Here is a 13,826-nt window from a genome sequence, read left to right as displayed (position 1 = left end):
TATAATCATTGTTTAGAATTGTTTTTAAATTCTTATCGATTGAATTCCCAACCGATCTAATTTTAATTAATTCTTTTTGACCAAAAAAATTAGGCGAATTAAGTAATATTTCTAAAGATGAAATATTAAGCTCTGAGTATTCTATAGAAGTTTGTAGCATATTTAAGCTTTTTACTAAATGCTTACAAATTTTTTTCTATATAGCCTTTATCAGGACCGTATAGTAAAAGAGCTCTAATCTTTCCGGCTTTTATTAATTCAAATAATCTACCTATTTGTGAAAAATAAAATTTCATAGCTTAACTATTTCCGTATAAAATATAAAATTAATCTGCTACGAATTTCTTCTGCTGCTTGACATGCCAAGTCTATTCCTGTTTCATCTCTTTCAACATTTGTTGCATATGGTGTAAAAATAGCATTATATGACGTGTTTTGGTAAAACTTCTCTTCAATTAAAACCTTTTGGCTTTCTATATCAATTAATTTATACCTAACTAATTGATTAATATATTCTCTTAAAACATTGGAGTTTTTTTCAATAGTAGCAGGCATAGTTGTTGCAATAAGCTCTGCTTTAAGCAGGTATTTTGCTTTTGCTTTCTGAGGTAAAATACTAGTTAAACGATGATAAAACTCAGCTCCTTCAATTGTTCTAATCGGCTCAACTTTAATAGCTTCTAAATCATTATTTCTACTGTATTTTTCACTATATACCGGTTTTAAATTACAACTACTCATTAGAAAGAATATAATTACTATAAATAAAGAACGCATATAATAGATTAAGATTGGTTTTTTATATTAATAACAGCTTATTTCGATTTTGTGAAAGAAAATTATAATAATTAGCATTTGTTAATACTTATAGTAATTATATATTAATTTATGTTGACATTTATAAATAAGACTTATATATCGCCGCTTCAAAATAATTTTAAGGTATTAGATAAACTTATTACATTTTTTTCAACGGAAATAAAAACATATTTTTCTTTCCCCAAAAAAGTAACAAAAGCTTTTGAAACATCTAACATAAACATAGATGAAGTAGATAAAGCTAAAACTGTAAAGATTACAAAAGAGGATTTAAAAAAATCTTTTGAGTTATATGAAGAAAAATTGGTAATATTAGCATAAAAACTATCACCACAAACATCAATTAGTAATGATGATTATAATTCTCAAACAGAGTATTACCCATTGATAGGAGAAGATGGAAATATCAAATATATCCCTACTACTGAATTATAATTTTTAAGCTTAAAATACTTTATAGGTAAGTTTTAGATACTTACCGTTTTTTATTAAAGCTCTACATCTTCCTTGTAAATCTAATACTCTATGTTAAATTTACAAGGAAGAGGCTTGTCTAATAATTTACAAATTTTCTATACAATCTCCATTTATTGTATGCTTAGTGTTTCCAATTATAAGCATCTCATTTTTTAAATATTCTTGCATATCTTCTTCCCAACCTTTCCATGGCTTTATATTAAGCCGGTCTATAACATCTCGTTCATAATGTTGTAATATTGCTATTATTTCTTTATTAGTGTTATAAAATGACGAAGTAAGACCTGAAGCATCTTTTTGTGTTACTAAAGTAGGTTTCGCCTGTAATAGGATCTCAATCACGTCTTTATTATTAACTCCTGTAATTGCCGAATGTAATAACGATAAACCCTGAGGAGTCGTAGAATCTATAGAATTCCGATTTACTTTTAAGATCTCTATTACTAAATCTTTTTTACCCTGTTCAGCTGCCTCGTGTAATAAAGCATTAGAATTATTTTCAAGGCATACCTTTAAAGCATGTATGGACCTCCCTAATAATGCAAGAAAAAAATAACATTTAATAGCTAAAAAGCAAATGCAGTCATGTATCCAACTTATAATTGATAAATTACCTTACTTGTATATTTACCGTATAGCCCTGATGGAATTCGTTTGCCTACAAACTTTTACTTATCACTTCGACGGCTTCTATAGAGCCTGTGCGTTAATCAGTTTTTTCGTAGGTTAAGGTTTGTCTTATTCACCATCAATATTATCTCTCACGCATATTTCGGATTGGAATTTTTACATATATTATTATCTAATTTATTCAGTTAATATTGGCAATTCAACAATATATTATTACCTTAATTAACTACAAACTTTAGTTTCGTTGTAATCATTGCCGGTACGTAATACTGCGAATACTATTCGTGCCAATTTATTTGCTACAGCAACGGTAGTTTTATTATGCCCGCATCGCTCCGATAAATTATACATCCACTGGGTAAATCTAGTAAAATCCTTTTTGTTTTTTTGTGCTTCAGTTGTAAACCTTAGCTTAGCATTTAATACCGCTCTTGCTCCTTGAATCAATAAAGTACGTAAATAAGTATCGCCTCTCTTGCTTATACTAAGTAACCTCTCTTTACCTCCACTCGAATGTTGTTTTGGCACTAAACCAAGCCATGCTGATAATTGTCTACCATTATTAAAATATTTTGCATTACCTATTGAAGCTATCAATGCTGTAGCAGTAATTAAACCTATACCGGGTATAGATGTTAAACGTTTATATTGTTCTAACTCTGTTGCTAATATTTTTAATCGCTTTTCTAGCTCTATTATTTTTTTATCATTATCTATAAATTCTTCTTTTAACTCGATGAATGTTGTATAGCTTATTGGGCTTAAACCGCCATTATCTAAAACTTCTGTTAATTTAGCAGTAACTTTATTTATACCCTGAGGAATAGTAAAACCAAATTCATTTAGTAATCCTCTTATCTCATTGGCAAGTGCAGTACGATTTTTTACCAACCTTGCTCTTATCCTGTGAATCGACAAAATATCTCGTTGTCCTACACTTTTTATCTGTACATATCTCATATTCGGTCTTGTTACTGCTTCACAAATCGCTTCGCTATCTGCCTGATCGTTTTTATTAGTTTTAACATATGGTTTTACAAATTGTGGTGCTATTAGTTTAACCTCATGACCTAATTTTGTTATTTCTCTTGCCCAATAGTTAGCTCCGCCGCAAGCCTCCATACCTACTAAACATTTTGGTAAGTTAGCTATATAACTCAACACCTGATCTCTCATCAATTTTTTCTTTAATATTGCTTTGCCATTTTTATCTAATCCATGAAAGAGAGGTCCATACCATTACTTTCAAAAATTGTTATGCCATCGTCTGTTTTATCTTCAAATAATTTTTCTAGTTCTTCTATATCACTCTTTACTGATACCGATTTCATTTCTTTATCTGAATCGAGGGAATTTAGGCTTGGAGTTTTATATTGACTTAAATCTGATGTAGGTAAAGCAGGTACTGTTTGTTTTTTCATTAATTCTCCTAAATTTATTAATTATTAATTGTTTTAGGAGGGGTTGCTAATTAGCTGTATTTCTTAGGTGTTAGACTATGTCATACCGTGGCTTGACCACGGTATCCAGAAAATAAAAAACTGGATCCCACGATCAAGTCGCGGGATGACAACGGAAAACCGATTCACGCAATAAAGACACGTAGAAATAATAACATGGTGAATGACACTGAGCTAATTTGCAATTCTCCTAAAATTAAGATTATAAATTTAGGAGTAATAACGCAACAAACCGAGTTGAATTGATTGCGACTTAATTGATTAAAAATTGTTAATTTATCACAATCGATTAGTTACTGAAGTTTTATATTTTCCATATCCCAATCATGAGAAACAGTATTATACTTTAATATATAAGGCTTGGTATCTATAGAATCCAAGGTTACATCGGCAATCATATCATCATGTGAGGAGATAAGTTCGTTATAACCGAAATTAGCGTAATAAGGTTGATAATTTTTAAATCTAACCGTTATAAATTTCTCTTTAGTAATAGCAGGTAAAAATTTCACCAAATCGTCAAGATTACTTAAAGCCAAATCTTTCATCTCAAAAATTTGTAATCTATAAACATTTTTATAATCTTTAGTAAAAAATGTCGGTATAGAGCTAAAGCTACTACCGGATTGAACGGAAGCTATACTTAGAGCTTTAAGCGGGACACCCGATTTATTACTAAAATAATCATCGGCTTCAAAAAATACCGCACCACCGAAATTTATCATTTTAGCGATTTTATTATTGTTTACATCATATAAATCTACTGCTTGTTCTAGCTTTTTTCCGTCACGAAATATAGTAAGTTTAATAGCTATTCCTTTAAAATTATCCATTTCTCTATCAAATAATGCTAGATTACCGCCGAGTTCCTTATCATTAACTGCCCAAATAATATCACCGGCTTTTAAAGATTTTTCAGCAGGCGAACCGGCCAGAACTGCCTTAACGCTTATCACCCTATTTCTACTATCAGGAAATTTATTTATATATTTATCCATTTCTTCTTTAGGGAAATTATGATGTCTAACTGCTTTATTTAAAGAATATAACTCGCTTATTATTCCTATATGCTTTCTGCTTGGTTGTTTATTACTCTTTAAACTTTCTAAGGTGCGAGCTACATAATCACCTTGCAGTGCTAGAGAATGAGTTTTACCGCCGCCGTATAATACTCCTATAGCCTCAATCTTGTCGTTTAGTACCGGTGAACCACTAGCACCGCCAGTAGTATTTAGGTTAATGACATAAGTACATTGCGGCATCATACCTGCAACATTATAAAGATCAGATAAGTAACCGGTATGGAAAGAAAAACCTTGAGCTTCGGTATTTCCTACTACAAAAACCTTTTGATTTAATTTTGGAAGCTCATTTGAGAAAGATATTTGCGTTGCCGATGCCGGTATGTCTTTACTTTCTATTTTTAGAACGGCATAATCTTGCCAAATATCGTAATAGATAAGTTTTGCTTCTGCCTGCTCGCCATTATAAAAAGTAACAAAATAAGTTCCGATAGACGCACCACCAACAACATGAGTATTAGTAATTATATAACCGTTATTTTTATCGTTAATAAATCCCGTTCCTGTCCAACTACTTGTATCATCATATGCCGATACGGCAATTCTAGTATCAATTGTTACGATTGCTTTCTTCGCTTTTTCAAATATAGCACTGCTTGCTTCAGAAGATGCTAAAACTATATTATTTAGGAAAACTAAATTAATAATAAATAAAAGTTTTAGTAAAATCGGTAGTTTTTTCATTTTCACCTCTTGTAAAATCATTTAAGCAGCACTATATCAAATAAAAAGTCATAATAAAATAAAAAAAAGAAAACGAGGAATCTTATGGGAAAAGTAATAGGTATCGACCTTGGGACTACCAACTCTTGTGTTGCAGTCATGGAAGGTAAAGAGCCAAAAGTAATAGAAAATTCAGAAGGTGAGAGAACTACGCCGTCAATAATAGCTTTTGCAAACGGCGAAAAATTAGTCGGACAGTCTGCTAAGAGACAAGCAGTAACCAACCCTCGCAATACTATATATGCGGTAAAGCGATTAATCGGTAGAAATTTCACCGATCCTATGGTTAAGAAAGACCAAGATATCGTACCGTATAATATAGTTAAAGCCGATAACGGTGACGCATGGGTCGAAGCTGATAACAATAAATATTCACCAAGCCAAATTAGTGCTTTTATTTTACAAAAAATGAAAGAAACCGCAGAGAATTATTTAGGCGAAAAAGTAACACAAGCAGTAATAACCGTGCCTGCTTATTTCAATGATGCACAACGTCAAGCAACAAAAGATGCCGGTAAAATAGCAGGTCTTGAGGTCCTTAGAATAATTAACGAGCCGACTGCTGCAGCTCTTGCTTACGGTTTTGATAAATCGGCAAGTAAAACTATTGCAGTATACGATCTTGGCGGCGGAACATTCGATGTTTCAATTCTTGAAATCGGTGACGGTGTTTTTGAAGTAAAATCAACAAACGGTGATACATTCCTTGGTGGTGAAGATTTCGATACAAGAATATTAAACCATTTAATAGATGTATTCAAAAAAGAAAACAGTATAGATTTACGTAACGATCCTTTAGCACTTCAGCGTTTAAAAGAAGCAGCGGAAAAAGCTAAGAAAGAACTATCTTCTGCAGTAACTACCGATATTAATTTGCCTTATATTACGGCTGATAGCAGCGGTCCAAAACATTTAAATCTTAAATTTACTAGAGCAGACCTTGAAAAGTTAGTAGATGATTTAATTGAAAAAACCGTTGAGCCTTGCCGTAAAGCGTTAAAGGATGCAGGTTTAAAAGCTTCTGATATTCAGGAAGTAGTACTTGTCGGCGGTATGACCAGAATGCCGAAAGTACAAGAAGCCGTAGAGAAATTCTTTGGACGAGCACCGCATAAAGGCGTAAATCCTGATGAGGTTGTAGCACTTGGTGCTGCTATTCAAGGCGGAGTACTTAATAAAGAAGTAACGGATATATTATTATTAGACGTTACGCCTTTATCTCTTGGTATTGAAACCCTTGGCGGCGTATTTACAAGGTTAATCGATCGTAATACTACTATACCTACTAAAAAAAGTCAGGTATTCTCAACTGCTGACGATAATCAGCATGCCGTAACTATTAGAGTGTTTCAAGGTGAACGTGAAATGGCAAAAGATAATAAATTGCTTGGTCAGTTTAATCTCGAAGGTATACCTCCTGCACCTAGAGGCGTTCCGCAAATAGAAGTAACGTTTGATATTGATGCTAACGGAATAGTCCATGTTTCGGCTAAAGATAAAGCAAGCGGTAAGGAGCAGAGAGTAACTATTCAAGCTTCCGGAGGTCTTAGTGATGCCGAAATCGAACAAATGGTTAAAGATGCCGAACAAAATGCCGATGAAGATAAAAAGCGTAAGGAGCTTATTGAAGCAAGAAATGCTGCCGATAGTTTAGTTTATTCTACTGAAAAAACTCTTACGGAGTATGGCGATAAATTATCCTCAGAAGATAAAGGGCTAGTCGAAGAAGCACTAGCCGCTTTAAAAGCTGTTCTTGAGTCGGAAGATGCTGCTTTGATTAAAGAAAAGACAGAGAACTTAACTGCAGCTAGCATGAAAATCGGTGAAGCAATGTATAAAGCACAAAGCGAGAGTAGGCCTTCTGAAGAAAATGCTGCTAAAGATGAAAAAGTAGTAGATGCCGATTTTAAGGACGTAGAGAAGAAGTAATAATGTTAATGCGGTAGCGGCTTCTGTGTCATTCCCGCGTAGGCGAGAATCCAGAAAAATAACCTTAACATTGGCACAAAGATTACATATTTAACAAAGTAGACATATAACAACAAGTTTTTATATGTCTTGCTGGATTCCCGCCTACGCGGGAATGACATTAAAACCATATTTCATAAATTATGTCACAAGATTATTATCAAATATTAGGCGTTAGTAAAACAGCTAGCCAAGCTGATCTTAAAAAAGCTTACCTAAAGCTAGCCAAGCAATATCACCCTGATACTACTGACGCTAAAGATGCTGAAAAGAAATTTAAAGAAATAAATAGTGCTTATGATGTTCTAAAAGACGAACAAAAAAGAGCTGCTTACGATCGCTTTGGGCATGATGCTTTTCAAAATCAACAGGCACGAGGGGGAGGGAGGAATCACGGTGGTTTTCATCCTGATATTAACGATATTTTCGGTGACTTCTTTAGCGACTTTATGGGAGGTAGTAGAAGAAAGTCTACTTTAACTAAGGCGAGAGGTTCTGATTTAAAATATGACCTTACAATTAACCTAGAGGAAGCATTTCACGGCATCGAAAAAAATATTAGCTTTTCTAGTGAAGTAAAATGCGATACTTGCCATGGCACTGGTTCTGAAAAAGGCGAAACCGTCACTACTTGCGATGCTTGCGGTGGTGCTGGAGCAACTAGAATTCAGCAAGGATTCTTTACGATTGAACAAACTTGCCATAAATGCCAAGGTAACGGACAAATTATCAAAAATCCTTGTAAAAAATGTCATGGCATGGGGCGTTACCATAGGCAGCGAAATTTATCGGTAAATATTCCTGCCGGTGTTGAAAATGGTACTAGAATAAGACATCCAGGCGAAGGCGAAGCCGGTGTTAGAGGCGGAAATAGTGGTGATTTATATGTTGATATAGCAATAAAGCCTCATGATATTTATAAAGTAGATGGAGCAAATTTATATTGTAAACTACCTATTAGCTTTGTAAATGCCGCCCTTGGAGGGGAGATAGAAGTCCCTATAATTGAAGGTGGAAAAGTCAACTTAACAATTCCTGCAGGTACACAAAACGGGGATCAATTAAGACTACGCAGTAAAGGTATGTCTAAAATAAGATCTACTATTAGAGGTGATATGTTTACGCATATTCATGTCGAAGTACCTAAGAATTTATCCAAAAGACAACGTGAATTATTAGAAGAATTCAAAAAAGAATCTATAAATGAAAAAGAAACCGACGGCAGCTTTTTTAATAAAATGAAAAGTCTATGGTCGTGAATTTTATTTAACTTTCCTATAGAAATGAAACCTCCAATATTATAAAATATAATAGTCATATGTCATTCCTGCGTGGCATTGGCATTGTTGCATGACTCAGTAAACCCCACTATGTCACCTAGTTCGCTTGACCACGGGGTCCAGAAATATAACTTAAAATATAATAATTTTAGTATTTTAAGCTGGATACTGCGATCAAGTCGCGGTCTGACAACTGAAAAACCGAGCCATGCAATAATACCCGTGGCATTACCCGCGTGGACGCCAAATCGTCATTGCGAGGAGCGAAGCGACGTGGCAATCCAGCAAAAATAATTAAAAAAATTCTGATTTATAGAATTTTTTACTAGGTTCTGTGCACTTTTGATTAATAATTATAATTATGAGATATTTTTAAGCGAAAATTAATAAGATTTTTGAAGGAATAGTTATTCATATTTCAAAAAAATCTGATAATTTGCAGCTAAAAAGAGCCATAATTATGATTATTCTATTAAAAGTGACCAGGACCTAGATTGCTTCGTCAAAACTTATAGTTTTTCCTCGCAATGACGTAAAATAATTCACAATTACCGGAGGTCTCTATGCCTTATAAAAATAATAACGATTTACCCGATTCAGTTAAAAATCATCTTCCAAGCCATGCTAAGGATATTTATCGCGAAGCTTTTAATCACGCATTTGAACAATATAAGGATGCCGATAAAAGACGCGGAAATGACTCTAGAGAGACAGTTGCACATAAAGTAGCATGGTCTCGGCCGTAGAAAAAAAAATACCATAAAAATGATAAAGGACACTGGGTACACTCCTAATAAATGAAGAATTGATACACGAAGGTCAATTTCAAAAAGAGTAATCGGTCTGTAAGACGAGGAGCGGAGCGTATACTTAAACGTTCAGTACCGCAGGGCTTGCTAGACGAAGCTGCCAATTTTTGAAATTCACCGAGTATACTCAAATGATTTCAAGAATTGAATTTGTTGTCGAATGGTGAACGCACGCAGCTTATACTTAATAAGTGAGTATGTGAAACCATGAAGATAACAAAGAGCAATTCTTGAAAACAGCAGAGTATATTTTTAAATTGAATCCTTGAAATTCTTTAAGCCTATATGTATATTTAGTTATTAACTGAATTTAAGTTCTTATGAAATTAACAAAATTATTGAGCACCCTTTTAGTTATAGGGTTAGTTTTCAGCGGATGTAAAAGTAAAAAAACCAGTGATGACATAGTAGTTCCTATCCCTACCCTTTATAACGAAGGCGTTACCTTATTAGAAAAGAAAAAATATAAGAAAGCTGCGGAAGAATTCGGAAGAGTATTTTACCAACATCCGGGTAATGAGATGATCCCACAAGCCGAATTGATGCAGGCTTATTCTTTATTCCTTGCCGCTCAATATGAAGAAGCGGTTGATGTGCTTGATATGTTCATTAATTTGCACCCTGCAAATGTTGATATTGCTTATGCATACTACCTTAAAGCATTATCATATTATATGTTAATTTCAGACGTAAATCATGATCAATCTAGAACTTTCTTAGCTAAAGATAGTTTTGAAGATGTAATAGCAAAATTCCCAAATACTAAATATGCTATTGATTCATCATTAAAAATCGACTTAGTAAACGATCATTTAGCAGGTAAAGAGATGATGGTAGGTCGGTTCTACTTAAAGAAAAAGAACCCGATGGCAGCTATTAATAGATTTGAAGAGGTAATTGATAATTATCAAACTACTTCTCACTCGGTAGAAGCTCTTTACCGTTTAGTCGAAAGCTATATGATGCTTGGGTTACCTGATGAAGCAAAAAAATATGCCTCAGTGCTAGGTCATAACTATCCTGATAGCCAGTGGTATAGTTACGCATATAAGTTGCTCAAAGGTTATACTCGATGAACTTCAAAAATTGGCGTTGTCGTTCTACAAAATCTGCGGTGCTCACGTATTATTATACGCTCCGCTCCTCGATTTGTGAACTCCTAGCTCTTTTTGAAGTTGATCTTCGTATAACTACTCTTCATTTACTTGAAGTATACAAATAAAGAATAGTATATGTTTCATAGTCTCTCAGTCAAAAATTTCATTCTGATAGACGAGCTGGAAATTGAGTTTAATAAAGGTTTATGCGTTATTACCGGTGAAACAGGAGCCGGTAAATCTATTTTACTTGACGCTATTTTATTTTGCCTAGGCTATAAAACTTCAAATAACATAATAAAGCGTGGAAAAGATTACGCTGTTGTTAATATAATATTCTCTTTAAATGAAGAGATACAAAACTTTCTAATCCAAAATTTTATTGAGCCTGAAGAGTTATTGCTTGTAAAATGTTTGCAAAAAGCTGAAGGGCGGAAAAATTTTTTCATTAATAATCAAATAGTTAATAAGGCTATAATGCAGCAATTAGCTACTTATTTATTTGAATTTCATGGACAAAATAATAATATTTCCCTTCTAGAAGCAAATACGCAGCGTGATATTTTAGATAGTTACGGAAATCTTTTGGGCTTCCGAGCCGAGCTTTCCAAATGTTATCAGACTTGGCAAAATACTCGGAAAGAAATTGCCGAAATAACACTTAAACAAAATTCTATAGAACAGGAAATTGATTATTTGAGCTTTGCAACGGAAGAATTAACTAAGCTGAATATTCAAATAGGTGAAGAAGAAAAATTAGCAAATATACGAAAAGATTTGCAAAATAAAGATAAGGATTTACAGCTAATAAAAGATATTCTAGAGCAGATTAATAACCCCGAAATAAATATATCGATTAATAGAGCAGAGAAATTATTAGCAAGGCAACAAGACAATAAACGTTTTGAAGCTATTGCTACAAGCTTAGAAGAAGCCTATAATAACCTAGAAGAAGCACGCCAAGAATTATCAAATCTGTTAGATAGTTTTAATCATGAAGAATATAATCTTGAAGAAACAGAAGAAAGGTTATTTTTAATAAAAGCTATTAGCCGCAAATATAATGTTCCTGCTGATGAATTAGGTGTATTTTTAGATAAATCTTTAGAGCAGCTCGGTATATTAAAAAATAAAATAACAAATAGCAATGAGTTAAAAGCTCAAGAAGTGTTATTGCAGAAAAAATATTATGAACTAGCAATCGATTTATCTTCAAAGCGTCTTGCTGCTGCAAAACATCTAGAAGAATCGTTGCATCAGGAGCTAAAACAGCTTAAAATGGCGAAAGCAATTTTTGAGATTGAGATAATCGCCGGAAAAGAGCCGACAGCCGGCGGCAATGACGATATTGTGTTTAAAGCTTCTACTAACCCAGGAACGGCAGCGGAAGCAATTAATAAAATCGCTTCCGGCGGTGAATTATCAAGATTCATGCTTGCTTTAAAAACTTCTTTGTTTGATAAAATGGTAAAACCATCTATTATATTTGATGAAATAGATGTTGGGATTGGCGGAGAGGTAGCAGATAAAGTAGGTGAGCGATTAAAAAAACTTAGTAGCGTTACTCAAGTAATAGTTATTACGCACCAGCCGCAAGTAGCAGGTAAAGCAGATTTGCATATAAAAATAGAGAAAACACAGCTAGAGAAAGAAACAAAAGTAACGGTAAAAGCTTTAAATTTAGCTGAGAGACAGGAGGAACTCGCCCGCATGATTTCAGGTAAAACAATCACCGAGGCGAGTTTAAAAGCAGCAAAGGAGTTGTTGCATTTGTAATAATCGTCATTGCGAGCAACTGAAAGGAGCGTGGCAATCTCAGGAATTTACCCGAGATTGCTTCGTCGACGCTTATAGCGTCTCCTCGCAATGACAAAAAACAAGGAATATATGAGCAACTACATAAAACTAGAAAACGAATTTGCGACCATCTCGCATTTTAATAATATATTGGGCATATTATACTGGGATATTGCCGTAAATATGCCTATGGGTTCAGGTGAGAGTAGAACAAACGAAATAGTAACTTTAACGTCGCTCGTTCACTCGCTGCTCAAATCTCCTATGCTAAAAGAATTAGTTAGCAAGGCAAAAGAAGAATTAAAGAGTCTTGATGATTGGCAAAATGCCAATATTAGAGAGATTGAGAGGCAAATAATAGATGCGAATTGTATTGACGAACAGCTACAAAAGAAACTAGTAGCAGCGACTACCAAAGCTGAACTTGTTTGGCGAGAAGCAAGAAAAAATAATGACTATAATTTATTCAAACCGCATTTACAAAAAGTTTTAGATTATACGAGAGAAGTTGCTAAAGTACGAGCAGATGCTTTTAATTGCGGATTATACGACTCATTAATAGATATGTTTGATCCAAGCAGAAAAAGTAGCGAAATCAAGCAAGTTTTTTCAGTGCTTAAAAAAGAACTCCCGCAGCTTATAAATAAAGTTTTAGAAAAACAGAAAAGTGAGAAAGAACTAGTAAAGAACACCGAACTAGCTCCTGAAATGCAAAAACGTATCGGAAAACGCATTATGGAAATTATGCAGTTTGATCTAACAAAAGGACGCTTAGACGAATCTACTCATCCTTTTTGCGGTGGAACACCAAACGATATACGTTTAACTACTAGGTATTATAAAGATAATTTCATAAGCGGTTTAATGGGAATTATTCACGAAACAGGTCATGCTCTATATGAGCAGAATCTACCGGAAATGTATAAAGGACAGCCGGTAGGACATCCTAAAGGTATGGCTTTTCATGAAAGCCAGTCTTTATTTATGGAGATGCAAGTAGGTAGATCAAGAGAATTTACGGAATTTTTAGCTAAATTACTTCGAGACGAATTTGCTTTTAAAAGCGAAGAATATTCAGCAGAAAATTTATATAGAAAGATTACTAAAGTTAAACCTGATTTTATAAGAGTGGATGCAGATGAAGTAACTTACCCTCTGCATGTAATATTACGTTTTGAGATAGAGGAGCTACTCATCACCGGTGATTTGAATCTTGATGAGTTACCAAGCTTTTGGGATAATAAGATGCAAGAATATTTAGGCATTAAACCGGTAAGCTTTAGTAATGGCTGTCTTCAAGATATTCACTGGTCACACGGAAATTTCGGTTACTTTCCTGCCTATACAAACGGTGCAATTATCGCATCAATGGTGATGAAAAAAGTAAAAGAGATGTATCCTAATATAAAAGATGATATATTAAAGGGTGATTTTAGTAATCTAAATAATTATCTAAATAAGAATTTTAGAAATCTCGGTTCGTTAAAAAATTCAGCCGATTTATTAAAAAGTGCTAGCGGTGAGGATAAGATAAATCCTAAGGTATATATAGGGTATTTAGAGGGGAAATATTTATAGGCGAATAACCGATGTCATCCCGTGGCCCCGCCACGGGATCCAGAAAAACAATAAAAAATACTAGTAAATTTAGTATTTTAACTGGATCCCGGGAACTTCGTCTCGG

At 33.8% G+C, this 13,826-nt stretch carries 10 protein-coding genes and 3 pseudogenes; 7 read left to right on the top strand and 6 right to left on the bottom strand.

Annotated features, from left to right (window positions below; translation table 11 throughout):
* Positions 1-296 (bottom strand): annotated as a pseudogene (locus ACE38Q_RS07780) (DNA polymerase III subunit delta); the annotation flags it as partial.
* Positions 297-303: 7 nt separating this feature from the next.
* Positions 304-777, bottom strand: a complete 474-nt coding sequence (locus ACE38Q_RS07775; RefSeq protein ID WP_500191158.1) for a hypothetical protein — start codon at positions 775-777, stop codon at positions 304-306.
* 111 nt (positions 778-888) lie between these two features.
* Between ACE38Q_RS07775 and ACE38Q_RS07770 the strand changes: the two are divergent.
* Positions 889-1,254 (top strand): annotated as a pseudogene (locus tag ACE38Q_RS07770) (hypothetical protein).
* A gap of 126 nt (positions 1,255-1,380) precedes the next feature.
* On the opposite strand, the gene ACE38Q_RS07765 reads toward ACE38Q_RS07770, so the two are convergent.
* The 4 genes and pseudogenes from ACE38Q_RS07765 to ACE38Q_RS07750 all read right to left on the bottom strand — a co-directional run bounded on the left by ACE38Q_RS07765 (position 1,381) and on the right by ACE38Q_RS07750 (position 5,173).
* Positions 1,381-1,638, bottom strand: a complete 258-nt coding sequence (locus tag ACE38Q_RS07765; RefSeq protein WP_500191154.1) for a hypothetical protein — start codon at positions 1,636-1,638, stop codon at positions 1,381-1,383.
* Positions 1,639-2,148: 510 nt separating this feature from the next.
* Positions 2,149-3,147, bottom strand: a pseudogene (locus ACE38Q_RS07760) (IS110 family RNA-guided transposase); the annotation flags it as partial.
* Entirely contained in the window at positions 3,138-3,347 is a 210-nt protein-coding gene (locus tag ACE38Q_RS07755; RefSeq protein WP_500191150.1) for an ankryin, read from the bottom strand. The pseudogene ACE38Q_RS07760 and the gene ACE38Q_RS07755, both read right to left, overlap by 10 nt.
* A 332-nt stretch (positions 3,348-3,679) precedes the next feature.
* Positions 3,680-5,173 carry a S1C family serine protease gene (locus ACE38Q_RS07750; protein WP_500191147.1) on the bottom strand — a complete coding sequence of 498 codons (1,494 nt, stop codon included), beginning with the start codon at positions 5,171-5,173 and terminating at the stop codon, positions 3,680-3,682.
* A 63-nt stretch (positions 5,174-5,236) separates the two neighbouring features.
* Here ACE38Q_RS07750 and dnaK point away from each other — a divergent pair, with 63 nt between their 5' ends.
* The 6 genes from dnaK to ACE38Q_RS07720 all read left to right on the top strand — a co-directional run bounded on the left by dnaK (position 5,237) and on the right by ACE38Q_RS07720 (position 13,720).
* On the top strand, positions 5,237-7,120 hold the full coding sequence (gene dnaK / locus ACE38Q_RS07745; RefSeq protein ID WP_500191142.1) for a molecular chaperone DnaK: 1,884 nt from the start codon (positions 5,237-5,239) through the stop codon (positions 7,118-7,120).
* Positions 7,121-7,302: 182 nt separating this feature from the next.
* Entirely contained in the window at positions 7,303-8,418 is a 1,116-nt protein-coding gene (gene dnaJ / locus ACE38Q_RS07740) for a molecular chaperone DnaJ (protein ID WP_500191139.1), read from the top strand.
* Between the two features lie 584 nt (positions 8,419-9,002).
* Complete coding sequence (locus tag ACE38Q_RS07735) at positions 9,003-9,185, top strand: ChaB family protein (protein ID WP_500191137.1); 183 nt, start codon at positions 9,003-9,005, stop codon at positions 9,183-9,185.
* A 383-nt stretch (positions 9,186-9,568) separates the two neighbouring features.
* Positions 9,569-10,324, top strand: a complete 756-nt coding sequence (locus ACE38Q_RS07730) for an outer membrane protein assembly factor BamD (RefSeq protein WP_500191131.1) — start codon at positions 9,569-9,571, stop codon at positions 10,322-10,324.
* Positions 10,325-10,480: 156 nt separating this feature from the next.
* On the top strand, positions 10,481-12,121 hold the full coding sequence (recN, locus tag ACE38Q_RS07725; protein ID WP_500191129.1) for a DNA repair protein RecN: 1,641 nt from the start codon (positions 10,481-10,483) through the stop codon (positions 12,119-12,121).
* A 111-nt stretch (positions 12,122-12,232) separates the two neighbouring features.
* Positions 12,233-13,720, top strand: a complete 1,488-nt coding sequence (locus ACE38Q_RS07720; protein WP_500191125.1) for a carboxypeptidase M32 — start codon at positions 12,233-12,235, stop codon at positions 13,718-13,720.
* Positions 13,721-13,826 lie beyond the last annotated feature (106 nt).

Origin of the sequence: Rickettsia endosymbiont of Thecocarcelia acutangulata (assembly GCF_964263195.1) — a bacterium.
GTDB lineage: Bacteria > Pseudomonadota > Alphaproteobacteria > Rickettsiales > Rickettsiaceae > Rickettsia > Rickettsia felis.
Note: the sequence above shows the minus strand (reverse complement) of the source record. Positions and strands in the feature narration are given on the sequence as shown.